Annotated in this window: 20 protein-coding genes; 18 read left to right on the top strand and 2 right to left on the bottom strand. The window is 68.0% G+C overall.

Going from position 1 to position 25,336, the window contains the following annotated elements; genetic code table 11:
• The first annotated feature begins 24 nt into the window (after nucleotides 1-24).
• From ACNKW1_RS07365 to ACNKW1_RS07295, 15 genes are all read left to right on the top strand, one after another.
• On the top strand, nucleotides 25-546 hold the full coding sequence (locus tag ACNKW1_RS07365) for a TRAP transporter small permease (protein WP_418363953.1): 522 nt from the start codon (nucleotides 25-27) through the stop codon (nucleotides 544-546).
• Between the two features lie 9 nt (nucleotides 547-555).
• Nucleotides 556-1,854 carry a TRAP transporter large permease gene (locus ACNKW1_RS07360; RefSeq protein ID WP_418363952.1) on the top strand — a complete coding sequence of 433 codons (1,299 nt, stop codon included), beginning with the start codon at nucleotides 556-558 and terminating at the stop codon, nucleotides 1,852-1,854.
• A 39-nt stretch (nucleotides 1,855-1,893) separates the two neighbouring features.
• A complete protein-coding gene (locus ACNKW1_RS07355) occupies nucleotides 1,894-3,273 on the top strand; it encodes an L-serine ammonia-lyase (RefSeq protein ID WP_418363951.1) in 1,380 nt (459 codons plus the stop codon).
• A gap of 121 nt (nucleotides 3,274-3,394) precedes the next feature.
• Nucleotides 3,395-4,633, top strand: a complete 1,239-nt coding sequence (gene sstT / locus ACNKW1_RS07350; protein ID WP_418363950.1) for a serine/threonine transporter SstT — start codon at nucleotides 3,395-3,397, stop codon at nucleotides 4,631-4,633.
• A 7-nt stretch (nucleotides 4,634-4,640) separates the two neighbouring features.
• A complete protein-coding gene (locus tag ACNKW1_RS07345) occupies nucleotides 4,641-5,678 on the top strand; it encodes a threonine aldolase family protein (RefSeq protein ID WP_418363949.1) in 1,038 nt (345 codons plus the stop codon).
• Between the two features lie 34 nt (nucleotides 5,679-5,712).
• Nucleotides 5,713-9,669 carry an exodeoxyribonuclease V subunit beta gene (gene recB, locus ACNKW1_RS07340; RefSeq protein WP_418363948.1) on the top strand — a complete coding sequence of 1,319 codons (3,957 nt, stop codon included), beginning with the start codon at nucleotides 5,713-5,715 and terminating at the stop codon, nucleotides 9,667-9,669.
• Complete coding sequence (recD, locus tag ACNKW1_RS07335) at nucleotides 9,666-11,630, top strand: exodeoxyribonuclease V subunit alpha (RefSeq protein ID WP_418363947.1); 1,965 nt, start codon at nucleotides 9,666-9,668, stop codon at nucleotides 11,628-11,630. The genes recB and recD overlap by 4 nt, the downstream gene beginning before the upstream one ends.
• A gap of 122 nt (nucleotides 11,631-11,752) precedes the next feature.
• Nucleotides 11,753-12,550, top strand: coding sequence for a molybdate ABC transporter substrate-binding protein (modA, locus tag ACNKW1_RS07330; protein ID WP_418363946.1), 798 nt, complete (start codon nucleotides 11,753-11,755; stop codon nucleotides 12,548-12,550).
• Nucleotides 12,551-12,552: 2 nt separating this feature from the next.
• Nucleotides 12,553-13,239, top strand: a complete 687-nt coding sequence (modB, locus tag ACNKW1_RS07325; protein WP_418363945.1) for a molybdate ABC transporter permease subunit — start codon at nucleotides 12,553-12,555, stop codon at nucleotides 13,237-13,239.
• Nucleotides 13,239-14,318: a molybdenum ABC transporter ATP-binding protein gene (gene modC / locus ACNKW1_RS07320; RefSeq protein ID WP_418363944.1), complete on the top strand. Its 1,080-nt coding sequence runs from the start codon at nucleotides 13,239-13,241 to the stop codon at nucleotides 14,316-14,318. Before modB ends, modC begins: the two co-directional genes overlap by 1 nt.
• A 126-nt stretch (nucleotides 14,319-14,444) precedes the next feature.
• Nucleotides 14,445-15,344, top strand: coding sequence for a TIGR00730 family Rossman fold protein (locus ACNKW1_RS07315; RefSeq protein ID WP_418363943.1), 900 nt, complete (start codon nucleotides 14,445-14,447; stop codon nucleotides 15,342-15,344).
• Between the two features lie 74 nt (nucleotides 15,345-15,418).
• Nucleotides 15,419-16,063 (top strand): esterase/lipase family protein, encoded by a 645-nt coding sequence (locus ACNKW1_RS07310; protein ID WP_418363942.1) that lies wholly within the window; start codon nucleotides 15,419-15,421, stop codon nucleotides 16,061-16,063.
• Nucleotides 16,064-16,310: 247 nt separating this feature from the next.
• Nucleotides 16,311-16,796 (top strand): 7TM-DISM domain-containing protein, encoded by a 486-nt coding sequence (locus ACNKW1_RS07305; RefSeq protein WP_418363941.1) that lies wholly within the window; start codon nucleotides 16,311-16,313, stop codon nucleotides 16,794-16,796.
• A gap of 29 nt (nucleotides 16,797-16,825) precedes the next feature.
• Nucleotides 16,826-18,007, top strand: coding sequence for a diguanylate cyclase (locus ACNKW1_RS07300; protein WP_418363940.1), 1,182 nt, complete (start codon nucleotides 16,826-16,828; stop codon nucleotides 18,005-18,007).
• Nucleotides 18,008-18,086: 79 nt separating this feature from the next.
• Nucleotides 18,087-20,288 (top strand): ATP-dependent helicase, encoded by a 2,202-nt coding sequence (locus ACNKW1_RS07295; protein WP_418363939.1) that lies wholly within the window; start codon nucleotides 18,087-18,089, stop codon nucleotides 20,286-20,288.
• 6 nt (nucleotides 20,289-20,294) lie between these two features.
• Here ACNKW1_RS07295 and ACNKW1_RS07290 read toward each other — a convergent pair whose 3' ends face one another.
• Both ACNKW1_RS07290 and cysK read right to left on the bottom strand, forming a co-directional pair.
• Nucleotides 20,295-20,663 (bottom strand): DUF488 domain-containing protein, encoded by a 369-nt coding sequence (locus ACNKW1_RS07290; protein WP_418363938.1) that lies wholly within the window; start codon nucleotides 20,661-20,663, stop codon nucleotides 20,295-20,297.
• 7 nt (nucleotides 20,664-20,670) lie between these two features.
• On the bottom strand, nucleotides 20,671-21,648 hold the full coding sequence (gene cysK / locus ACNKW1_RS07285; protein ID WP_418363937.1) for a cysteine synthase A: 978 nt from the start codon (nucleotides 21,646-21,648) through the stop codon (nucleotides 20,671-20,673).
• A 132-nt stretch (nucleotides 21,649-21,780) separates the two neighbouring features.
• Here cysK and ACNKW1_RS07280 point away from each other — a divergent pair, with 132 nt between their 5' ends.
• The 3 genes from ACNKW1_RS07280 to ACNKW1_RS07270 all read left to right on the top strand — a co-directional run bounded on the left by ACNKW1_RS07280 (nucleotide 21,781) and on the right by ACNKW1_RS07270 (nucleotide 25,286).
• Nucleotides 21,781-23,046 (top strand): Eco57I restriction-modification methylase domain-containing protein, encoded by a 1,266-nt coding sequence (locus ACNKW1_RS07280; RefSeq protein ID WP_418363936.1) that lies wholly within the window; start codon nucleotides 21,781-21,783, stop codon nucleotides 23,044-23,046.
• A 216-nt stretch (nucleotides 23,047-23,262) separates the two neighbouring features.
• Entirely contained in the window at nucleotides 23,263-23,571 is a 309-nt protein-coding gene (locus ACNKW1_RS07275; RefSeq protein ID WP_418363935.1) for a DUF485 domain-containing protein, read from the top strand.
• Nucleotides 23,568-25,286, top strand: coding sequence for a cation acetate symporter (locus ACNKW1_RS07270; RefSeq protein WP_418363934.1), 1,719 nt, complete (start codon nucleotides 23,568-23,570; stop codon nucleotides 25,284-25,286). The genes ACNKW1_RS07275 and ACNKW1_RS07270 overlap by 4 nt, the downstream gene beginning before the upstream one ends.
• Nucleotides 25,287-25,336: the final 50 nt, after the last annotated feature.

Raw genomic sequence — 25,336 nt, 5'->3', positions numbered from 1 at the left:
GCCCCGGCCTTTCCGGAGACCGCCATGAGAGCGTTGCTCGATTCACTGTACCGCTTGTCCGGTGCGCTTGCTGCTGTCGGCATGATCTTCACCCTGGTCATGGTCGCGGCCGGCGTGTTCACCCGGCCGTTCAATATCTACCTGCCGGGGACCGATGACTACGCGGGCTACGCAATGGCGGCCTGTGGTTTTCTGGCGCTCGCCTACACCTTCAAGCACGGTGAACACATCCGCGTCAGCCTGGTGATCGAGCGCCTCGGGCCGCGCATGCGCCGTGTCGCGGAGTGGTTCGCACACGGCGCCGGCGTGGTGGTCGCTTCCATGCTTGCCTGGTACGCAGCGCGCCTGGCCTGGCAGTCGCACGAATTCGACGAGATCTCGCAGGGCATTGACGCCACGCCGCTGTGGATTCCGCAGCTGTCGATGGCGGTCGGCGCGGTGATCCTGTTGGTCGCCGTGCTCGACGACTTCGTCCAGGTCAGCCTCGGCCGCGAGCCGCAGCGCCTGGCCAGGGCCGACGCCGAAGAAATGGCGCACATGGAATAAGGGGCCATCATGGAACTCACCGCTGCACTCGTTCTCGTTGGTCTGATGGTGCTGCTGCTCGCCGGCGGCCTGTGGATCGGCCTCGCCCTGATGGCGATCGGCATCCTCGGCATGCTCGGCTTCACCACACGCGCCGCCGGCGACGGCATGGCCGTCGCCATCTGGAGCCACGGCTCGAGCTGGACCCTGACTGCGCTACCGCTCTTCCTGTGGATGGGCGAGATCCTGTTCCGCACCAAGCTGTCGCAGGAGATGTTCAAGGGCCTGTCGCCCTGGCTCGAGCGCCTGCCCGGCCGCCTGCTGCACACCAACGTGATCGGCTGTACGCTGTTCGCCGCGGTGTCGGGCTCGTCTGCGGCCACCTGCGCCACCATCGGCAAGATCGCCATGCCCGAGCTGAGCCGCCGCGGCTATCCGGAGTCCATGGTGCTTGGCACCCTGGCCGGCGCCGGCACGCTCGGCCTGCTGATTCCGCCCTCGATCATCATGATCGTGTATGGCGTGGCGGCCGACGTGTCGATCTCCAAGCTCTTCATCGGCGGCGTGCTGCCGGGCATCCTGCTCGCGTCGCTGTTCATGGGCTGGGTGGTGATCTGGTCGCTGATGAATCGCGACAGGATCCCCCCGGCCGACCTCAAGAGCAGCTTCATGCAGAAACTCGCGGCGTCGAGGAACCTGATCCCGGTGGTGCTGCTGATCGCCGGCGTGCTCGGCTCGATCTACAGCGGCGTTGCCACCGCCACCGAGGCGGCGGCGATCGGCGTGATCGGCAGCCTGATCATCGCCGCGGCGCAGAAGTCGCTGACCCGCGAGAGCTTCATCGCCGGCCTCATGGGTGCCACGCGGCTGTACTGCATGATCGCGCTCATCCTCGCCGGCTCGGCGTTCCTGACCCTGGCGATGGGCTACATCGGCCTGCCGCGCCATCTGGCCGAGTGGATCGGCACGCTCAACCTCACGCCCGGCATGCTGCTGTTCGCGCTCGCGATCTTCTTCGTGCTGCTCGGCTGCTTCCTCGACGGCATCTCGATCATCGTGCTGACGATGGCGGTGCTGCTGCCGACGATCCAGGCCGCGGGCATCGATCCGTTGTGGTTCGGCGTGTTCGTGATCGTGGTGGTGGAGATGGCGCAGATCACCCCGCCGGTGGGCTTCAACCTGTTCGTGCTGCAGGCACTGTCGGGCAAGCAGATCACCACCATCGCGGTGTATGCGCTGCCCTATTTCCTGCTCATGGTGCTGGCGCTGATCCTGTTGTACACCTTCCCCGGATTGGTCACCTGGCTGCCGGGGCACATGATCGGCTGAGCGCGTCGAAGCAAGGCGCGTCTCATCGCGGAGGTTCGCATGTCCATCAGCGTTCTCGACCTGTTCAAGATCGGTGTCGGCCCGTCCAGTTCCCACACCGTCGGGCCAATGCGTGCGGCGCACGATTTCGCTGCCGTGCTGGCGCATCGCGGCTTGCTCGGCCGTGTGCGTCGGATCGAGGTGAGGCTCTACGGTTCGCTGTCGGCGACCGGCATCGGACACGGCACCGACCGGGCCGTGATTGCGGGCCTGATGGGTGCGCGGCCCGACGAGGTCGATCCGGATGGACTCGTCGAGGCGGTGGATGCAGTGCGCATCGACGGTGCGCTGCCGCTGCCGGGTGGCGTGGTGGTGCCTTTCGAATGGGGGCGAGACATGCGCCTGCTGCCGGTGAGTCTGCCTTACCACCCGAATGCGCTGCGCCTGACGGCCCAGGGTGAGGCGGGTGTGCTGTACGAGAACAGCTATTACTCGATCGGGGGCGGCTTCGTGATCGACGAGGCGCAGGCTCGCTCCGATACGCCGGGCGAGGCCGAGGTGCAAGTGCCTTATCCCTTCGATACCGGCGCCGAACTGCTCGCCCAGTGTCGGCGTCACGGTCTGCGCATCAGTGCCCTGGTGCTCGCCAATGAGGGTGCCTGGCGCAGCGAGGATGAGACGCGCGCTGCGTTGCAGCGCATCTGGGGCGTGATGCACGCCTGCGTCGAGCGTGGCATCGCCCATGAGGGCGTGCTGCCTGGCGGACTGAAGGTGCGTCGCCGAGCTCCTGCGCTGTATCGCAAGCTCAGCGAACAGAGCACCGGTCGCAACATGATCAGCGATTCGATGGCGGCGCTCGATTGGGTCAATCTCTATGCGCTTGCGGTCAACGAAGAAAACGCCGGTGGCGGTCGCGTCGTCACCGCGCCCACCAATGGTGCGGCCGGCATCATCCCGGCCGTGCTGCACTACTACATGAAGTTCATGCCGGGCGCTGGCGCGCGCGACGTGGAGAATTTCCTCCTCGCCGCGGCTGCGGTGGGTGTGCTGTGCAAGAAGAACGCTTCGATCTCGGGCGCCGAGGTCGGCTGTCAGGGCGAGGTCGGCTCGGCCTGCGCGATGGCTGCGGCGGGCCTGGCCGAAGTGCTCGGCGGCACCCCAGAGCAGGTGGAGAACGCCGCCGAAATAGGCCTCGAACACAACCTCGGCCTGACCTGCGACCCGGTCGGCGGTCTCGTGCAGGTGCCCTGCATCGAGCGCAATGCGATGGCCTCGATCAAGGCCATCAACGCTGCGCAGCTCGCCCTGCGCGGCGACGGCGCGCACGCGATCTCGCTCGATCAAGTGATCCGCACCATGCGCGACACCGGTCGTGACATGCTGGACAAGTACAAGGAAACCTCGCGCGGCGGCCTCGCCGTCAGCTTCCCCGAGTGCTGACGGCAAGCACTCGGGACGCTTGCCGGTTCTTTCCGGCCCGGCGCAGCCCACTCATGCCGCGTCCGCACCACGCCATATCCGGCATCCCTGACCACAACGTCATCCACGAGGAGCCCCCCCGATGACCACCGCCACCCCCACGGCGCTGCAGCGCGTGCTGCGCACGAGCCTCATCTCCCAGATCGCCATTGGTCTGGTCCTCGGCGTCGCCCTGGCGCTGATTGCGCCCGCTGCGACCCCGTCGGTCGCACTGCTTGGCGACCTCTTCATCGCCGCGCTCAAGGCCGTCGCGCCGATTCTGGTGTTCGTACTGGTGGCTGCAGCCATCGCCAATCACAAGCACGGTCAGCCGACCCACATCCGTCCGGTGCTGATCCTTTACCTGCTCGGTACCTTCGCCGCGGCGCTGGTCGCGGTGCTCGCCAGCTTCGCCTTCCCCACCACGCTGGTGCTCGACGCGCCGGCCGCCACCGGCAACCCGCCGGGCGGCATCCTCATCGTGCTCAAGAACCTGCTGCTCAACGTGGTTGCCAACCCGGTCAGGGCGTTGATGGAGGCCAACTTCGTCGGCATCCTGGCGTGGGCGATCGGGCTGGGCGTCGCGCTGCGTCACGCCGGTGAGGGTACGCGCAAGGTCGTCAACGACCTCGCCGACGCGGTGTCGAAGATCGTGCATGTCGTGATCCGCTTCGCCCCGCTGGGCATCTTCGGATTGGTCGCCGCAACCATGGGTGAGACCGGCATCGACGCGCTGCTCGGCTACGGCCGGCTGCTGCTGGTGATCGTGGGCTGCATGATGTTCGTCGCGCTGGTGGTCAATCCGCTGTTCGTGTTCTGGAAGCTGCGCACCAACCCCTATCCGCTGGTCTTCACCTGCCTGCGCGAGAGCGCCGTCACCGCCTTCTTCACCCGCAGTTCGGCGGCCAACATCCCGATCAATCTCGAACTCTGCCGTCGCCTCGGCCTGCACGAGGACACCTTTGCGATCTCGATCCCGCTCGGCGCCACGATCAACATGGCCGGGGCGGCGATCACGATTTCGGTAATGACGCTCGCTGCGGCCCACACCCTGAACATCCCGGTCGACTTTGCCACCGCGCTGCTGCTGTGCATCGTTTCCTCCCTGGCTGCAGCCGGTGTGTCGGGCGTGGCGGGCGGGTCGCTGCTGCTGATCCCGATGGCGACGGCGCTGTTCGGCATCGACGCCGACGTGGCGATGCAGGTGGTGGCGATCGGCTTTGTCATCAGCGTGGTGCAGGACTCGGCCGAGACCGCGCTAAACTCCTCGACCGACGTCCTCTTCACCGCTGCTGCCAGCGCTGCAGCGACCGGTGAGCCCCTCAACCTGGACCGCGTCTGATCTCCCCATGCAGCCGACGCAACATTTCGCCAGCGACAACTACGCCGGCGTCTGTCCGGAGGCCCTGGCAGCCTTCGTGGCGGCCAATGCTGGCCACGCCCCGGCCTACGGCGAGGACGAATGGACGCGCAAGGTCTCCGACCGCCTGCGTGAGCTGTTCGAGACCGACTGCGACGTCTACTTCGTCTTCAACGGCACGGGTGCCAATTCACTGGCGCTCGCCTCGCTGTGCCAGAGCTACCACAGCGTGGTGTGCCACGAGCTCGCCCATGTCGAGACCGACGAGTGCGGTGGGCCGGAGTTCTTCTCCAATGGCTCCAAGCTGCTGCCTGCGCGCGGCGAGCAAGGCAAGCTGACGCCGGAGGCTGTGCTCGAGGTGGTTTCGCGCCGCAGCGACATTCACTACCCGAAGCCGCGCGTGGTCACGCTGACGCAGAGCACCGAGGTCGGCACGGTGTACCGGCCGGACGAGGTGGCGGCGATCGCCGCGTGCGCGCGCGAACACGGTCTGCGCGTGCACATGGACGGCGCGCGCTTCGCCAATGCAGTGGCCTCGCTCGGCGTGATGCCGGCCGAGATCACCTGGAAGGTGGGCGTCGACGTGCTGTGCTTCGGCGGCACCAAGATGGGCTTGCCGGTGGGTGAGGCAGTGGTGTTCTTCGACCGCCGGCTGTCGGAGGACTTCGCGTACCGCTGCAAGCAGGCCGGGCAGCTCGCCTCGAAGATGCGCTTTCTGTCCGCGCCCTGGCTCGGCATCCTGGAGGACGATGTGTGGCTGAAGCACGCCCGCCACGCCAACGCCATGGCGCAGCGCCTCGCCGCGGGACTGGTCCGGGTGCCGGGCGCCAGGCTGATGTTTCCGGTGCAGTCCAACGGCGTGTTCTGTGAGCTGCCCCTGACGGTGCTCGACGGCCTGCGCGCACGCGGCTGGCGCTTCTACACCTTCATCGGCGCCGGCGGGGCGCGCTTCATGTGCGGCTGGGATACGCTGCCAGAGAGCGTCGACGCGCTGCTTGCCGACGTGCAGGCGCTGTCGGTCCCGTAGCGGCTCGCGACCAAGCTCCGTTACCATCCCCGCCATGTCTGCCGCACCCGAACTCGACGTCTTCTCCTGCCCGCTCGACGGCATTCGTCTGGTAGAGGCCTCTGCCGGCACCGGCAAGACCTGGAACATCTGCGGGCTCTACCTGCGCCTGCTGATCGAGCGCGCGTTGCCGGTGGAGTCGCTGCTCGTCGTCACCTTCACCAAGGCCGCGACGGCGGAGCTGTCGGCACGCATCCGTGCGCGCATCGCCGAAACGCTCGGCGTGCTGGAGGGCGGAGCGGCGGGCGCAGACCCGTTCGTGCCCGGGCTGATCGAGTCGGCGCGCGCGCGCGGTCTTGAGGACGAGCAGATGGTGGCGCGCCTGCGCCTGGCGCTGCAGACCTTCGATGAGGCGGCGATCTTCACCATCCATGGTTTCTGTCAGCGAGCGCTGGCCGATACGCCCTTCGCGGCGGGGTTGCCCTATGCGCTCGACCTCGTCGAGGACGACAGTGCACTGCGCATGGAGGCCGTGCAGGATTTCTGGCGGCGTGAAGTTGCCACCGGGGTGTCGCCGCTGCTGGCGGATCATCTGCTGCAGACCGGCGACACGCCCGAGGTGTGGGCGGACATCCTGCGGGAGCACATGGCGCGGCCGTGCGCGGTGGCGCTCTGGGACGAAGCGGTTTGCGCGCCTGCTACTGCAGCGGGCGCGGATGGAGGGGACAGCACGCTGCGCGCCGGGCCGGAGGCGGCATCCGAAGCCGCTGCCGCGCAGCGTCTGCGCAGCGCCTATGCGGCGGCGTGCGCCCTGTCGACCGGATTGCACGAAGCCTGTGCCGCGGTGACTGCGGCGCTCGCCGGCCTCAATGCCAACAGCTACAAACTGGAGGCGATCGACAAGGCCGTCCAGCAGTGGGCCACCTGGCTCGCAGCGGATAATGCACTTCACCCGCTGCCGGGCGGCAAGGACAGCAAGCTCGCGCTGCTGTGCGCCGACACGCTGGAGGTGCGCACGACTGCGGCCGGTCGCAAGAACGGCCTGGCCCCGCCGCGTCACGCTTTCTTCGATGCAGCCGCCGAGTTGCTCGCCGCACGCATCGAGGTGGATGCGGCGCTGTCCGTCGCCCGCCTGCGCCTGCTGCGTCGGTTCCTCGAAAACACCACGGCCGCCGTGCGCCGGCGCAAGCGCGAGCGGCGGCAGATCGGTTTCGACGACATCCTGTGGAACGCCCATGTGGCACTGCACTCCGGTGCGCAGCCCTGGCTGGCGACGGCGCTGCATGTGCGTTACCCGGTGGCGCTGATCGACGAGTTCCAGGACACAGATCCGCTGCAGTTCGGCATTTTCGACCGCATCTACCACGCCGAAGGCCGCCACGGCACCCTGTTCCTGGTCGGCGACCCCAAGCAGGCGATCTATAGTTTCCGCAGCGCGGACCTGTTCACCTATCTTGCTGCGCGCGAGCGCACCGATACCTGCTACACGCTTCGTCATAACCAGCGCTCGGCGCCCGCGCTGATCGAGGCCTGCAACCGACTCTTCAGTGCGAACCCGGCGGTGTTCATGATGGACGGGCTGGACTACGTGCGTGTCGGCGCCGGCAGCCGGCCGCGCGCGCCCTTGCATGACGAAGGCTCCCCCGATTCGATGCCGGCGCTGCAGCTCTGGCGCATCCCGCGCGACGAAACGCAGGATGATGGCGAGGAAGGCGGCGGCAGCCGGTTGTCGCGTGCGCAGGCGTTGCAACGCGCCGCGCTCGCCACGGCTGCCGAGATCGCGCGCTTGCTCGCTGCGGGCGCTGAGGGGCGTGTTCGCATCGGCGCCAAGCCGCTCGTGCCTGCCGACATCGCGGTGCTGGTGCGCAGCCACCGTCAGGGCGCGCGCATGCGCAGTGCGCTCGCTGCGTTCGGGGTGGGGAGCGTGGAGTTGTCGCAGGCCAGCGTGTATCACACCGACGACGCTGAAGAGCTCGAGCGTGTGCTGCTGGCGATCGCCGAGCCCTTGCGTGAGCGCCGCGTAAAGGCGGCGCTCGCGACCAAGGCGATGGGACGCGATGCCGTTGCGATCGCCCGCCTCGCCGAGGACGAGTCCGCCTTGCTCGCCACCCTCGACGCCTTCACGCGCTGGCGCGAGCTGTGGCTCACGCGCGGCTTTGGCGTGATGCTGCGGCAATGGATGAGCGACGAGGGCGTCGCCGCGCGCCTGCTTGCCCGCACGGACGGCGAGCGCCGGCTCACCAATCTGTTGCACCTGGCCGAACTGCTGCAACAGGATGCGGGCAGCCTCACCCCCGAGGTGTTGTTGCGCCTGCTCGCCAGCCGACGCGCCGACGGCGCCATGGGCGAGGCCGCCCAGTTGCGTCTCGAGTCCGACCGCAACCTGGTGCAGATCGTCACCATCCACCGTGCCAAGGGGCTGGAGTACGGCATCGTGTTCTGTCCCTTCCTGTTCGACGGCTACGCGCGCAGTGGCAGCGGGGGGGGCATGCGTGCCTGGCATGACGATGCCGGCGCGCTGGTACTCGATTATCGTGCGGCGGCGTCCGATGATCGGGCGGTCAAGGCGCGCATGCGGCGCGAGCAGCAAGCGGAGGACCTGCGCCTGATCTATGTGGCGCTGACACGCGCGGTGCACCGCTGCTATCTGGTGGTTGGAAGCTATGCCCGTACGCATTTCGGCAAGGTCAGCCATGCCGAAGCGGGGCGCAGCCTGCTCAACTGGATGGTTGCCGGCGCTGGCATGAGCCCGGATGCCTGGGCGGAACACAAGCCGACACCGGCTGGAACCGATGCGCACTGGCGTGCGTTGGCGACCTCCGCCACGCTCGATGGGCGTTCGGTGATTCAGCTCTCGGACCTGCCCGAAGGCGAGGGGCCGGTGCTGGTCCCGCCGGAGACGGCCGGCCAGCGTCCGCACGCGCTCCGCCCGCCCGCACTGCCGTCTGCCTGGCGCATTGGCAGCTTCAGTGCGCTGCTGTCGGGCGCTGCGCATGAACGCGCGGCACAGGATCACGATGCGGAAGCGATCGGCGCGCCCGAACTCGCCCGCCTTGCGGCAGGGAGGGTGCCCGGCGTCGCTGCCGGCGTCGCGTCTCCGCCGACCACGGACCTGGCCGCGGAAGTCGATGCGGGCCGGACCGATCCGCAGGCCAGTGCCGCTGACCTGACCCCAGGCTCACACGGTCCCGACGACATCCTGCGCTTCCCGCGCGGCCCCGCCGCGGGCGACTGCATGCACGCCGTGTTCGAGTCGATCGACTTCACCGATCCGGCGGGTTGGGACGTCGCGATCGAAGCTGCGCTGGCCATGCACCCCCAGACGCTGGCCGCGGAAACATCGCCCTCCGACGCCACGGCCGTGCCCGGACGGGCGGCCGAGGCAATGCAGGCCAGGCTGCGCCGCATGCTGCGCGGGATGCTGGAGGATGTGCTCTCCACGCCCTTGCTCACCAGGGAGGATTCCGCCCAGCCTTTGCGCCTGGGCGAGCTACCGCCGGCGCGCAGGCTGGTCGAGCTCGGCTTTCATCTTCCCGCGCCGCGGCTCACTGCCGAGCAGCTCAATACCTGGCTGACTGCTCAGGGCTACGGGGTGCCGCGGCTCGCCTTCGCCGGCCTGGAGGGCTACCTGAAGGGCTTCATCGACCTCGTTTTCGAACACGAGGGGCGCTATTACGTGCTGGACTGGAAATCGAACCACCTTGGCGACCAGCCCCAGGACTATGGGCCCGAGCGGCTGGAACTCGCGATGCAGGCGCATGGCTACCACCTGCAGCACCTGCTCTACAGCCTTGCGCTGCACCGCCATCTGGCGTGCAGCCTGCCGGGTTACGACCATGCACAGCATTTCGGCGGCGTGCTCTACCTGTTCGTGCGCGGAGTGCGTCCGCACTGGCGCATCGGCGGGCACGCCGCGGGCGTGTTCCATCACCGTTGCCCGCCGGCGACGCTGCGGGCACTGGATGCGCTGCTCGCAGCAACTGCACACGAGACGGCTGGAGCGACCGCATGAGGGATCTGGCCGAAGGTTTCGCCCGCCATCTTGTGGATTGGGCAACAGCGCTGGAAGCCCCTGCGGACAGCGTGGCGGTGCTCGGTCCGCTGGCCCGCCGGCTCGCACTCGCGACCGCAGCCGGACATGTCTGCGTTCCGCTGGGTGCGCTGGCGGATACGCCTGCAGCGACGTGGTCCACCGGCGTGCAAGCGCCCCCCGACGAGGCGAGCGCGCCGCAAGACGCAGCGCAGCCGGACCTGCTCGGGCTGGAGGACGAGCCTGGGGTGTCGGGGCAGCAGGGCGCGGGGGAAGGCCTCCCCCTGCCCCGCTTGCGTGCCCGCCTGCTTGCCAGTGGTGTGGTGGTCGATGCGGCGCTGGCGACTCCCGGGCGTTCGGCGCATCCGTTGGTGCTCGATGCCGGCGATCGCCTCTATCTGCGCCGCCTGTTCGATCAGGAGCGCGCGCTCGCGCGTGCGCTGGCCGCGCGGGCACGTTCGGTTCCGGTCGGACCGGAGCCCGTGCCGGCATTGCTCGATAGCCTGTTTCCACCTCGCCCCGGAGCGGGGCACGACTGGCAACGGATCGCGGTGCTGCTCGCCTTGCGCGCTCGTCTCACCGTGATCAGCGGCGGCCCCGGAACGGGCAAGACAAGCACCGTCGCTGCGCTGCTCGCCTGTCTGCTGGAGGTGGAACCGGAACTGCGCATTGCGCTGGCCGCCCCGACCGGCAAGGCAGCGGCGCGCATGCTAGAGGCTCTGCGCCAGCGGGCGCAGACCCTGCCCGCAGCGCTCGCCGCCCGCCTGCCGGATGAGGCATTCACGGTGCACCGCCTGCTCGGGGTCACGCCGGAGGCCGGCCGCTTCCGCCATCATGCAGACAATCCGCTGGCAGTGGATGTGCTGATCGTCGATGAAGCCTCGATGCTCGACCTTGCCCTCGCGAACCGCCTGGTCGATGCCCTGCCGGCCGCAGCGCGGCTCGTGCTGCTGGGAGACAAGGATCAGCTTGCCGCGGTGGAGGCGGGCGCGGTGTTCGCCGAGCTGTCGGCTGAACGGGTGTTCAGCCCTGCCCTGAGCACGCGGCTCGGGCTGGAGCCGGTGCCGGGCGAGGCGGAGCCGCACGTGTGCGCCTCCGCTGGCCTGAAGGACTGTGTGGTGTGGCTTACCGAGAGCCATCGCTTCCGTGCGGATTCAGGGATCGGCCGACTGGCAGCGGAGGTGCGCGAGGGCCAGGGCGCACGCGCGCTGGCTTGGTTGCGTGCCGGGCAGGATGTCTCGGTGGGCTGGATCGAAGAGGACGGTGCGCGCCCCGGCGCGAGGCTGCTCGCAGCCATCGAGGCCGGATATGACGCCTATTTCGATGTCCTGCACCGCACACCGCAGGATGTTGCCGCAGCCATGCGGGCTTTCGAAGACTTTCGCGTGCTGGTCGCGGTGCGCGAGGGTGCGCGTGGCCTGGCGGCGCTGAACGCGTACCTCGAAGGCCGGCTATGTGCGCGGCTTGCGCTGCCGCCAGCGCGCGGCGCTGCCGCGCGCTGGTATCCGGGCCGCCCGGTGATCGTGCTGGCCAACGACTACACACTCGGACTGTTCAACGGCGACATCGGGCTGTGCCTGCCCGATGCGCAGGGTGGGCTGTGCGTGTTCTTCCCCGCGCCCGAAGGGGGTTTCCGCGCACTGCCACCACTGCGCCTGCCTGCGCACGATACGGCCTTCGCGCTCACGGTGCACAAGAGCCAGGGGTCCGAGTTCGGGGAAGCGGTGCTGGTGCTGCCGCCTGCGCCTGCGCGCGTGCTCACGCGCGAGCTCATCTACACCGGTGTCACGCGCGCGTCGCGGCGGGTCACGGTTGCCGGCGCGGCCGGGGTTCTGATTGCCGGCTGCACGGCACGCAGCGAGCGGGTGTCGGGCTTGCGCGAACGCATGCGGGAGTGTGTCCTGGGTGTGGAGCAGATGTCCGGGCAGTTGTTCAGCGGCTGAAATGGGGGCCGGATGCGACACGCCTGATCTGGCGCTTCATGGCGACCTGCTTGCGGCAGGACGAAGGTGCTGGCAACGTGCTGGCCTGACCGGGCGGCTGCCCGGCGAGAGGGGAGGTTGCAATGGGGTTTGGGAATCGCTTGGGCTGGCGTGCGCTGACGGGCGCGTTTGCCTTGCTGGGGGCGCTGCTGGCTTTTGCGCCGGGTGCACGGGCGGCTGAGCGCGTCATGGTCGCGGCGGCGTCCGATCTGAAGTTCGCCCTGGACGAGATCGTGGCGGACTTCCGCCGTGCACATCCGGACGGCACGATCGAGGTGGTCTATGGCTCGTCGGGCAAGTTTGCCACCCAGATCCGTCAGGGCGGCCCCTTCGACCTGTATTTCTCTGCCGATATCGCCTACCCGCGCGCGCTCGAAGCCGATGGCCTCGCGCTGGGGCGCACGCGCCCCTATGCCCTCGGCCGCATCGTGTTGTGGAGCCGGACCCGCGATGCGCGCACGCTCACACTTCAGGATCTTGCCGACCCCGCCCTCGGCCGCATCGCCATTGCCAACCCGCGCCATGCCCCCTACGGCAAGCGCGCCGAGGAGGCGCTGCGCGCGGCTGGCGTGTGGGAGGCGGTGCAGTCGCGGCTGGTGCAGGGCGAGAACATCGCCCAGACCGCGCAGTTCGTGCAGACCGGCAACGCTGCTGTCGGCATCATCGCCTTGTCGCTCGCCCTCAATCCGGCGCTCGCCGCGCAGGGCGGCTACCACCTGATCGATGACGCCCTGCATGCGCCGCTGGAGCAGGGCTTCATCCTCACCCGCAGGGCGGAAGGCAATGCCCTGGCTGCAGCCTTCGCTGAATTCATCGGCAGCGAGCCGGCGCGTGCGGTGCTGCAGCGCTATGGTTTCGTACTGCCGGCTGCGGCGCAGTAAGCATGGCTGGCCTGGGCAGTGCCGACTGGTCTGCGGTCTGGCTCACGTTCAAGCTCGCCACGGTGAGCACCGTGATCCTGCTGCTGGTCGGCACGCCGATCGCCTGGTGGCTGGCACGCACGCGCTCGAAGTGGAAGGGCGTCGTCGGCGCGGTGGTGGCGCTGCCACTGGTGCTGCCGCCGACGGTGATCGGCTTCTATCTGCTCGTGGCAATGGGCCCCAAGGGGCCGGTCGGGCACCTCACCGAGGCGATCGGCGTTGGCCTGCTGCCCTTCTCCTTCGCCGGCCTGGTGGTCGGCTCGGTGATCTATTCGCTGCCCTTTGTGGTGCAGCCGGTGCATAACGCCTTCGAGGCGATCGGGCGTCGCCCGCTCGAGGTGGCCGCCACCCTGCGTGCCGGGCCCTGGGACCGTTTCTTCAACGTCGCGTTGCCGCTTGCGCGCCCGGGATTCGTCACCGCCACCATCCTCGGCTTCGCCCACACGGTGGGCGAGTTCGGCGTGGTGCTGATGATCGGTGGCAACATCCCCGACCGCACAAGGGTGGTTTCGGTCGCGATCTACGATCACGTCGAGGCGCTGGAGTACGCCCAGGCGCACTGGCTGTCGGCAGGCATGCTGCTGTTCAGCTTCGTGGTGCTGCTCGCACTGTACGGACGGCGGCGCACGCACGGCGGCGGTTTCAACTGATGACCGGCATCGAGGCGCGCTTCGCGGTGAACTATGCCGGCTTTCGCCTGGAGGTGGACCTGCGCCTGCCCGGGCGCGGCGTCACCGCGCTGTTTGGCCACTCCGGCTCGGGCAAGACCACGCTCCTGCGCTGCGTCGCGGGGCTGGAGCCGGCAGCGCGTGGCCGCCTGGTGGTCAATGGCGAATGCTGGCAGGACGACGCCGGCGGGGTGTGCGTGCCCACGCACCGGCGCGCACTCGGCTACGTGTTCCAGGAGGCGAGCCTTTTTCCGCATCTCTCGGTGCGGCGCAACCTGGAGTTCGGCCTGCGCCGTATTCCTGCAGCGGCGCGGCGGGTGCGTCTGGATCATGCGGTGGCCCTGCTTGGGATCGAGACTCTGCTCGAGCGCATGCCCGAACGCCTCTCCGGCGGCGAGCGCCAGCGTGTGGGTATGGCGCGCGCGCTGCTCACCAGTCCGCGCATCCTGCTCATGGACGAGCCCCTGGCCGCGCTCGATCACAAGCGCAAGCAGGAGATCCTGCCCTACCTCGAGCGTTTGCACGACGAGCTCGACATTCCGGTGCTCTACGTCAGCCATTCGCCTGACGAGGTTGTGCGTCTGGCCGACCATGTGGTGATGCTCGGCGAGGGCAAGGTGATGGCCGCGGGTGAACTGCATGCCACCCTGGCCCGGCTCGATCTGCCGACCGCCTTCAGCGAGGACGCCGGGGTGGTGATCGACGGTACGGTGGCCGCGCATGACGACCACTACCACCTTACCCGCCTCGACTTTCCCGGCGGTGCGGTGTGGGTGCAGCGCCAGCAGGTGCCGCTTGGGCACGGGCTACGCTTCCGCATCCATGCGCGCGACATCAGTCTGGCAGATCATCAGGTCGCGGGCACCAGCATCCAGAACCTGCTGCCGGCGACGGTCGAGGAGGTCGTAGGCGCAGATACCCCCGCCCACGTGCTGGTGCGCATGGACGCGGGCGGCACCCCGCTGGTGGCGCGCATCACCCGTCGCGCCGCCGAGCAGCTCGTGCTGCGCCCCGGGCGGCGGATGTGGGCGCAGATCAAGTCGGTTGCCCTGCTGGGCTGAGGACGCCTGCATGCGGGTGTGCAGGAACGCGCCAGAGCGCCGTGCCAAGGAACCAAGGGGACTCCGTGCTCGCCCTCCGTCCTCTGCGGATGCGATGATGACGGCCCTTGCCACATGGACATGAAGATGACCGACCCATCGCGTATCCGCGCCCGCAACTTCCCTTCTGCCGGGGACGAGGCCCGTGCCGTCCAGCCGCACGGCCGCTATGACGGACCCGGCAGCGCCTTCCGCATGGCGTTCACCGACACCGATTTCCTGCTGCGCGAGGAGTTGCGCCCGGTACGGCTGCAGCTCGAACTGCTGAAGCCCGAGCTGATCCAGCAGGAGCAGGGTGTGGAATCCACCGTGGTCGTGTTTGGTAGCGCGCGCTTCAAGGCGCCGGACGTGGCCGACGCAATGCTGCGCGATGCGGTGGCCAGCGGGGACGAGGCCGCGATCCGGCGCGCGCAGCGCATGGTGAGCAACGCGCGCTGGTACGAGGAGGCGCGCCGCTTCGGTGAACTGGTCACGCGCGAGCCCGAGGCGTTGGGAGAACCGGTGATCGTCGCCACCGGCGGCGGCCCGGGGATCATGGAGGCGGGCAACCGCGGCGCCTACGAGGCTGGCGGGCGCAGCATGGGGATGAGCATCTTCCTGCCCTTCGAGGAGGCGCCCAACCCCTACATCACGCCCGAGTTGTGCTTCCAGTTCCACTACTTCGCCATCCGCAAGATGCACTTCCTGATGCGGGCGGTGGCACTGGTGAGCTTCCCGGGGGGCTTGGGTACGCTCGATGAGCTCTTCGAGGTGCTGACCCTGACCCAGACGCGCAAGATCCGCCGCCGGCCGATCATCCTGGTCGGGCGCGACTTCTGGCAGCGCCTGATCGACTTCGAGGTGTTGGTCGAGCATGGCGTGATCAGCCCCGAAGACCTGAACCTCTTCCACTACGCGGAGACGGCCGAGGAAGCCTGGGATGCGATCAAGGCGGCCTACAGTGGTGACAACCCCACGCTGACCGCGCGCCAGCTCCGGGGCAACTGAGCCGGCACGGCCCGCGTCGCATGCGCTTCCGGTTCCGCCTGTACCGCTCGTGATCGGACGCATGGAGCAGCGAGATGAATGACCGACCCTCCGAAATCGTCTTCATCCACGGTTTGTGGATGCATGGCTGCGTGTTCGGGCTGCACCGCCGCCGCGCCGCGCGGGCGGGCTGGCGCAGCCATGTGTATTCGTATCCTTCGCTGCGCGGGTCGTTGGATGCGGTCGCCGACGGGCTGGCCGATTTCGTGGCCGCGCACAACGGGCGACCCCTGCACCTGGTTGGCCACAGCCTCGGCGGTTGCGTTGTGCTGCATATGCTCGCCCGCCATCGCCCCGCCGGCATCGGGCGCGTGGTGCTGCTGGGTTCGCCCTGCTGTGGCTCCCGCCCTGCGCAGCGGGTGCTGCGCTTGCCGGTGCTGCACCACGCACTGGGGCGGGTGTTGCCGCAATGGCTGGCGCTTGCCCGGCCCGTACTCGATTCTGCGCTCGAGGTCGGCGTCCTGGCGGGCAACCGGCCCTATGGCCTTGGACGCATCGTGCCGGGACTGCCCTGGCCCAACGATGGCATGGTGGGCGTCGAGGAGACCCAATGGCCCGGTGCGCGTGCGCATCTCGTGCTCCCGGTCACGCACATGCAGATGCTGTGGTCGACGGACTGCCTCGTACAGACCTTGCACTTCCTGGAGGCGGGTTGCTTCCTGCATGAGGGTGGAGGGTGACTGGGGCGGGCGCGGCGCATCCGGTGTATGTGACGGCGGTCGTGAAGCATGCATGGTGTGAACAGGAACAAGGCTCTTAGAATAGATCTTCGTTTTCCTGGAGGCTGAGAATGACGATCCCGCAGGCCGCGTGTTTCGGCAGGTTCCCGTGGGAGCCCCGCTCGTCTCCAGACTTGCCTGCCGTGGCGCGCGCAGCATGATCGCGTTCGCTTCACACGCGGGATGTCCGGCCCGGGGGGCAAGCCGCTTGGCTTGGACCTTCGGTCTGCTCCTGCTGTTGTGGAGCACCCTCGCGCGGCCGGCCGTGCCGCTCGATGTGCTCGGGGGAGGGCCGGTCGGGCGCCATGCCAGCCTGCTGCTGGAGCAGGCATCGGTGATGAGCGTGGAGGAAGCGCTGGCGGCGCAGCGCGAGGGGCGCTTCGTCGCGGCGGATGCTGCGGTGCCGAAGTTCGGGATCGGCGCAGCACCGGTGTGGCTGCATCTCGCGCTGGAGAACCGCAACGCGGTGGTGCAAGCGCGACAATTGTTCTTCGGAGCGCCCTGGACCGATCGGCTGGATGTCTTCATCTTGCGGGAAGGGCGGGTGGTCCTGCAGGTGGCGGCCGGCGATGGCGAGCGCGGCTTGCAGGCTCCAGTGGGCAGCGTGGGCTATCGGATCGAGCACGATTTTTCTCCGGGGGTGACGGAGATCCTTGTGCGTGCGGCCTCGGCCGACCCCCTAGTGCTCCGCTGAGGCTGCTCGAACCCGCCGAGGCACGGCAGATGCTGCGCGCACACGACTATGGCTATGGGCTGCTGTACGGCTACCTGTTGGTGCTTCTGGTCTACAACCTGATGCTCTTCCTGGGCCTGCGCGATCGCAGCCAGCTCGACTACGTGCTCTATGTGGGGAGTTTCGCGCTGCTCAGCATCGCCTATTCCGGGCACGGCCAGATCTGGCTGTGGCCGGAACAGCCCGTGGTGCAGCGCTACGTGATCCTGGCGATGATGGTGCTTTTCAGCTGCATGGGCCTGCGTTTCGCAAGTAGCTTTCTGGGGCTGGCGAGTAGCCTGCCAGGCCTGTACCGGCTCGCCCGCGCTCTTGTTTTCGGGGGGGCGTCGGCGATGGCCCTGTGCGTCGTGTTCGAACTGCAGGCGGCAGCGGGGGTGCTAGCCTTCGTGTTCACGCTGGCCTTGGCGGTGGCGATGGCCTGGATCGGCGTGGTCAGCGTCCGGCATGACCGCATCGCGGCGCCCTATTTCCTTGCCGGTGCGCTGATCGCGATGGCAGGCACGGCGACTACCACCCTGGCGGTATGGCAAGGCTTGCCTTATTCGCCGTGGGCCCTGCACGCGGCGGAGATCGGGATTGCCGTGGATGGCACGGTGTTGACGCTTGCGCTGGCCTATCGCATGCGCAGGCTGCGCGGTGAGCGCCTGCGTGCGGAGTATCTCGCTTCCACTGACCCGCTCACCGGACTGCGTAACCGCCGTGCTTTCGCTGTGGAGGCTGCCCAGGCCTGGCAGACGGCGCTGACGCGCGGATCGCCCCTGTCCGTGATCGTGCTTGATCTGGACCACTTCAAGGTGCTCAACGACCGCTTCGGGCATGCGGCAGGCGATGCGGCTCTGGTCGCGGTTGCGCGCACGCTCGAGCAGGGGTGCCGGGCAGCCGATCTCATCGCGCGCTGGGGCGGTGAGGAGTTCGTGGTGCTGCTGCCAGACACCGGGTTGGGGCAGGCCAGGGCAAGCGGTCTGCGTCTGCTGGAGGCCATTCGCACCGCCGAGGTGGTGCATGAGGGGCGGCACCTGCCGTTGAGTGCCAGCGTGGGCGTGGCAGAACGTGCGGAGCATCCCGACCTGGAAGCGCTGATCCGGGATGCGGACCGGTGGATGTACGAGGCCAAGCAGGCTGGGAGGGGGTGCGTGTGCTGCGATGGCGGCGCAAAGCCGGCACAGGCCTGAGCGCAGGGGCGGACGTGGGGCGCCGCGTGCATGGAAAGAGCGCTACCGAAGCAATGCAGGACTGAATACAATTACAGGCATGCTTGCTGCCCCCCGCTCTTCCGATCGAGTTTCTGCTGTCGGAAATCCTGACGATCCGCTCGCTGCGCTCAATGCGGCCCAGCGTGAAGCCGTTCTGCATGGTCTGGGTGGCGGGGCGGGTGGGGACCCTCCGCCGCCGCTGTTGGTGATTGCTGGCGCCGGCTCGGGCAAGACCAACACGCTGGCCCACCGTGTCGCGCACCTCATCGCCCACGGTGCCGATCCCGGCCGCATCCTGCTGCTCACCTTCTCGCGTCGCGCGGCTGACGAGATGGGGCGTCGGGTGCGGCGCATCCTGGCAGAAATGTCGGCTGGCCGGCCTGGCCCGGCGCAGGCCCAACTGAACTGGTCCGGCACCTTCCACGCCCTCGGCGCGCGCCTGTTGCGCGAGTACGCCGGGCGCATCGGAGTCGACCCCGGTTTCACCATCCACGACCGTGAAGATTCCGCCGACCTGATGAACCTGGCGCGCCACGAACTGGGCCTGTCGGCGACCAAACAGCGTTTTCCGCAGAAGGGCACCTGCCTGGCGATCTACTCGGCGGCGGTCAACACGCAGGCGCCGCTGGCCGAGGTGCTGCAGGCGAGCTTCCCGTGGTGCGCGGCGTGGGAGGATGCGCTCAAGCGCCTGTTCCGCGCCTACGTCGAAGCCAAGCAGGCGCAGCAGGTGCTCGATTACGACGACCTGCTGCTGTACTGGGCGCAGATGGTGGCCGAGCCCACGCTCGGAGCCGAGATCGGCGGCTTGTTCGATCATGTGCTGGTCGACGAATACCAGGACACCAACCTCCTGCAGGCGTCGATCCTGCTCGCAATGAAGCCCGATGGCCGCGGCCTGACCGTGGTCGGCGATGACGCACAGTCGATCTACGCCTTCCGCGGTGCCACCGTGCGCAACATCCTAGATTTTCCCGCCGCGTTCGACCCGCCGGCGAGAATGGTGACGCTGGAGCAGAACTACCGCTCCACCAAGCCGATCCTGGAAGCCGCCAATGCGGTGATCGCGCTTGCCGCGGAGCGCTTCACCAAGAACCTGTGGTCCGATCGCGCATCCACCCAGCGCCCGCGCCTGGTGTCGGTCAAGGACGACGCCGACCAGGCGGCCTTCGTCGTGGACACCTTGCTGGCGCGGCGTGAGGAGGGGCTGAAGCTCAAGCAGCAGGCAGTGCTGTTCCGCGCCTCGGCGCACAGCGCGCGTCTGGAGATGGAGCTCACCCGGCGCAATGTCCCGTTCGTGAAGTTCGGCGGGCTCAAGTTCCTGGAGGCCGCTCACGTCAAGGATGTGCTTGCGCTGCTGCGCTGGGCTGAAAACCCGCGCGACCGCATCTCGGGCTTCCGCGCCATCCAGCTGCTCGCCGGCATCGGCCCCAGGACCGCTGGCCGGGTGCTCGACAACGTCTGCGCCGCGCCCGAGGGCTGCGCGCTGCTCGCCGAGCAGCCGGTGCCCGAGGCGGCACGCGCAGGCTGGCAGGCGTTTGCGGCCTTGATCGACCGCCTTGCAGGACGTATCGCCGCTGCCGACCCGGCCGCTGCCTCGGCGGCCTTGGCCGAGCCGCGCGCACACGACGCGGGCGGCAGGTTTGCCAGCGGCTGCCCCGCCTGGCCGGTCGACTTCGAACTCGCCTGCCGCTGGTACGAGGCCCAGATGCCGCGCCTGTACGACGACTTTGCGCTGCGTGTGCTCGACATCCAGCAGCTCGCCCGTATCGCCGCCACCAGCCCCAGCCGCCAGCGCTTCCTCACCGAGCTCACCCTCGATCCGCCCAGCGCCACCAGCGGTGAAGCCGGTATGCCGCTGCTCGACGAGGACTACCTGATCCTGTCGACGATGCATTCGGCCAAGGGGCAGGAGTGGAACGCTGTGAGCGTGCTCAACGTGGTAGACGGCTGCATCCCGTCCGACGTCGCCACCCGCAACAGCGCCGAGATCGAGGAGGAGCGCCGCCTGCTGTACGTGGCGATGACGCGGGCGAAGGACAGCCTCGACCTCATCGTGCCGCAGCGCTTCTACGTCACCCAGCAGATGGGCATGGGCGACCGCCACCTGTATGCGGGCCGCACGCGTTTCATCCCCAACCGCCTGCTGGGGCACTTCGAGCAGATCAGCTGGCCGCCTCCGCCGCCGGAACTGCAGGGCTCGCCCGCATCGCGCCAGGCGGCGATCGACCTCGCAGCGAAGATGCGGGACATGTGGCGCTGAAGACTTTCAGCGTGCGCTGTCGTGCGCCTGCAGCCACAGGCGGAGGGCTTGGGCATTGTTGTGTTCCGCGTCGCGCGCGCCGTATAGAAGGGTGACGGTTGGCTGCGTGGTGATGAGCTGGCGCAGTTCGGCGAGTGCCACGCTGGTCGAGGGCGACTGTAGTTCCTCGGCATAGCGCTGGCAAAATGCATCCCAGCGCTCAGCGTCGTGTGCGAACCATCGACGCAGTTCGTTCGATGGTGCGAGCTCGCGCAGCCAGTGGTCGATCTGCGCCTCGTCACGCGCCAACCCGCGTGGCCAGAGGCGGTCGACGAGCACGCGGCAGCCGTCCCCGGCTGCGCTCGGGTCGTAGGCACGGCGCACGCGGATCGTCATGGCCTCGTCAGATCGCCAAGCCCTTCTCGTCGAACATTCCCTCGAACAGGATCGAGCTCAGATAGCGCTCGCCCGAATCCGGCAGGATCACCACGATGGTCTTGCCCGCGTTCTCTGGCCGCTGTGCCAGGCGAACCGCAGCCGCAGTGGCCGCGCCGCAGGAGATGCCGGCGAGGATGCCTTCCTCGCGCGCCAGGCGGCGGGCGTAGAGGACCGCGTCCTCGTTGGTCACCTGCTCGACGCCATCGACCAGCGACAGGTCCAGCACCTTGGGCACGAAGCCGGCGCCCAGGCCCTGGATCTTGTGCGGCGCGGGGGTGAGCGGCTGGCCGGCCAGGGTCTGGCTGATCACCGGGCTGGCGGCGGGTTCCACTGCGATCGACTGGATCGCCTTGCCGCGCACGCGCTTGATGTAGCGCGAGATGCCGGTGATGGTGCCGCCGGTGCCGACGCCCGAGACCAGGATGTCGATCGCGCCGTCGGTGTCGTTCCAGATCTCCGGGCCGGTGGTGACCTCGTGGATCGCCGGATTGGCCGGGTTCTCGAACTGCTGCAGCAGCACGTAGCGATCCGGGTCGGAGGCGACGATCTCCTGCGCCTTCGCGATCGCCCCGTTCATGCCCTTGGCGCCTTCGGTCAGTACCAGCTTGGCGCCATAGGCCACCAGCAGCTTGCGGCGCTCGACGCTCATGGTCTCGGGCATCGTCAGCGTGAGCGGGATGCCGCGCGCCGCGCACACGAAGGCGAGCGCGATGCCGGTGTTGCCGCTGGTCGGCTCGACGATCTCCTTGCCCGGGCCGAGGCGGCCGTGGGCTTCGGCGTCCTTCACCATCGAGGTGCCGATGCGGCACTTCACCGAGAAGGCCGGGTTGCGGCCCTCGATCTTGGCGAGCACGGTGGCCTGGGCACCGTCGGTGACGCGGTTGAGACGGACGAGCGGGGTGTGGCCGATGGATTCGGTGTTGTCGGGGTACCAGTGGGACATGCGGGCTCCTTGTGGTGTGGAGTTGTCGTTCAACGCGGAGGGGCGCTTTCGCTGCGGCGCCGGTAGCGGAAGTATAGGCAAGTGCGTGGGTCCTCGCCCGGGGCGTCCGCTGGCTTGGTAACATCGCCGTCCATGCAGACACCCATTTCGCTCCCCGCCGCCCAGCTTGCCCTCGGCCTGCGCGACGTCGCCGCGCTCGGGCAGATCTTCACCCCCGAGCCGGTGGTGCGCGCGATGCTCGCATTGCGCCGCAACACCGGCCGCGTGCTCGAGCCCTCATGCGGCGATGGCGCCTTCCTCCGCCATCTTCCGGGGGCCGTGGGGCTCGAACTCGACCCCGACCACTGCCCGCCCGGCGCGCAGGCGATCGACTTCTTCGCCTACCCCGATCACGAGCAGTTCGACACCATCATCGGCAATCCGCCCTATGTGCGATGTCAGGACATCCCGGCTGCCACCCGGGCCCTGATTGCGCGGGGCGGCTACGGCGCGTGCCTGGACAAGCGCGCCAATCTCTACCTGTTCTTCATCGACAAGTGCCTGCGCCACCTCAAGCCCGGTGGCGAGCTGATCTTCATCACGCCGCGCGACTTCCTCAAGGCGACTTCGGCGGTGAAGCTCAACCGTCTGCTGTTCGAGGCGGGCTCGATCACCGACGCGATCGAGCTCGGCGACGCGCGCGTGTTCCCCGATGCCGTGCCGAACTGCCTGATCTGGCGCTTCGAGAAGGGCTGTGCCGAGCGCAGCCTGAATCATTGCGAGATTGGCGCGGGCGATGATCTGGCTGCCGCGCTCGCCGCACCCGGCTGGGACACGCGCCACTTCATCGAATGCGCCGGCCACCTGATGTTCGCGCGTGGCGACTATCCGCTGCGGCTGTCGGACGTGGCCTTCGTCAAGGTGGGTGCGGTGTCCGGGGCGGACGAGCTCTACACCAGCCCGCTGCAGGGCAACCGCGAGTTCGTGTGCTCGCACACCGTCCGCACCGGCCAGACGCGGCGCATGATCTTTTCCGAGCCCGGCGAGCCACCGCCCCAGGCGCTGCTGCCGCACCAGGCGCGCCTGTTGCAGCGCAAGGTGACGAAGTTCGACGAGTCGAACTGGTGGATGTGGGGCAGGCTGCACTACCGCAGCACGCAGCCGCGGGTGTACGTGAATGGCAAGACGCGCGTTGCCAAGCCCTTCTTCGTGCATCCGTGCAGGGACTACGACGGTGCGGTGATGGCGGTCTTTCCGCGTCGCGCGGATGTCGACATCGAGGCCTTCCGCGATGCGCTCAACGCAGTCGATTGGGGCGATCTCGGTTTTGTCTGCGACGGCCGCTTCCTGTTTGCCCAGCGCAGCCTGGAGAACGCACCGCTGCCGGCGGAGTTCGTGCGCTTCCTGCCCGGGCCTTGAGCTTGCCCATGTGCAGGTCGGGCCGGAGCGGGCCGTTTCCCGGCGATCGGCGTGTCTTCGTCGCTTGTCGGGGAGATGGCTTAAGCATTCTTTAAGGATTCGTTAAGCATCTGTAAATAAAAGAGTTTTTTATGAGCGAGTAAGCAGAATGTAAGCCTCTCGGCCTACCTTGCCGGCAGCCGGACGAGCGTCCGGACCGCTACGGAGGAGGGAGAGATGAAGGACGACATGGCGATACGAATCGCCGCAAACCCCAAGTACCAGCGCCTGGTACGCACGCGCTCCAGCTTCGGCTGGATCCTCACCGCGATCATGATGGTGGTGTACTACGGCTACATCGCAGTCATCGCCTTCGACAAGGAGATGCTCGCCGCCCGCCTGGGCGATGGCGTGATGACGGTCGGCATCCCGGTCGGCCTCGGGGTGATCTTCTTCACCATCCTCATCACCGGCTTCTACGTGCGGCGCGCGAACTCCGAATTCGACCGCCTGACCCGCGAGATCGTCGAGGAGGTGGGCAAATGATCACGACCCTTCTGAAGCTCGCAGCTGCGTTTGCGTTTGCACTTGCGCCCGCAGTCGTGTTCGCTGCGGGCGGCGATCTCGGCCAGGCCGAGAAGCAGGCGACCAACTGGACGGCGATCATGATGTTCGGCTTGTTCGTCCTCGGCACGCTGTACATCACCAAGTGGGCGGCCTCCAAGACCAAGTCGGCGTCCGACTTCTACACCGCCGGCGGTGGCATCACCGGCTTCCAGAACGGACTGGCGATCGCCGGCGACTACATGTCGGCGGCCTCCTTCCTGGGCATCTCGGCCGCGGTGATGATGAACGGCTACGACGGCCTGATCTACTCGATCGGCTTCCTGGTCGGCTGGCCGGTGATCACCTTCCTGATGGCCGAGCGCCTGCGCAACCTCGGCAAGTTCACCTTCGCCGACGTGGCGGCCTACCGCTTTCAGCAGACCCCGATCCGCGCCTTCGCGGCCTCGGGCACCCTGGTCGTGGTGGCCTTCTACCTGATCGCGCAGATGGTCGGTGCGGGCCAGCTCATCAAGCTGCTGTTCGGCCTGGAATACTGGATGGCGGTGGTCATCGTCGGTGCGCTGATGATGGTCTATGTGCTGTTCGGCGGCATGACCGCGACCACCTGGGTGCAGATCATCAAGGCCTGCCTGCTGCTTGCCGGCGCGAGCTTCATGGCCTTCATGGTGCTGCTCGCCTATGGCTTTTCCCCTGAGGCGATGTTTGCCGATGCGGTGCGCATCAAGGTGGAAACCGCGATCGCCGGCGGCAAGAGTGCGGAAGAAGCGGCCGCTATCGGCCAGGCGATCATGGGCCCGGGCTCCTTCATCAAGGATCCCGTCTCGGCGATCTCGTTCGGCATGGCGCTGATGTTCGGCACGGCGGGCCTGCCGCACGTGCTGATGCGCTTCTTCACCGTGCCGGATGCCAAGGAGGCGCGCAAGTCGGTGTTCTGGGCAACCACCTGGATCGGCTACTTCTACATTCTCACCTTCATCATCGGCTTCGGCGCGATCGTGCTGGTGTCGACCAATCCGGACTTCCTGGATGGCAAGGGTGGTCTGATCGGCGGTGGCAACATGGCTGCGATCCACCTTGCCAATGCGGTGGGCGGCAACATCTTCCTCGGCTTCATCTCCGCGGTGGCGTTCGCGACCATCCTTGCGGTGGTGGCCGGCCTGACCCTTTCGGGTGCCTCGGCGGTGTCGCACGACCTGTACGCCACGGTATTCAAGAAGGGCAACGCCGACTCGGCTTCCGAGCTGAAGGTCTCGCGCATCACCACGCTGGTGCTGGGCTTCATCGCGGTCATCCTGGGCATCGCGTTCGAGAAGCAGAACATCGCCTTCATGGTGTCGCTCGCCTTCGCGATTGCGGCCTCGGCCAACTTCCCGGTGCTGTTCATGTCGGTGTTGTGGAAGGATTGCACCACGCGCGGTGCGACCATCGGCGGTTTCCTCGGCCTGATCACCGCGGTGGCGCTGACCATCGTATCGCCCTCGGTGTGGGAGGCCACGCTCGGCAACCCGAAGGGTTCGGCGCTGTTCCCCTACGCGTCGCCGGCGCTGTTCTCGATGGCGGCAGGCTTCATCGGCATCTGGCTGTTCTCCATCCTCGACAACAGCGCGCGGGCCAAGGCTGACCGCGCCGGGTACCTCGCGCAGAAGGTGCGTTCGGAGACCGGCATCGGCGCCGCGGCAGCCTCGTCGCACTAAGCCGCAGGCTGGGTCGGTCGCTCCCGTGCGGGGGCGACCGGCCGGCGGAT

The sequence above is a fragment of the Thauera sp. WH-2 genome (assembly GCF_048321015.1).
GTDB lineage: Bacteria > Pseudomonadota > Gammaproteobacteria > Burkholderiales > Rhodocyclaceae > Thauera.
The sequence above is the reverse complement of the archived record's forward strand: the minus strand, read 5'-3'. Positions and strand labels throughout refer to the sequence as shown.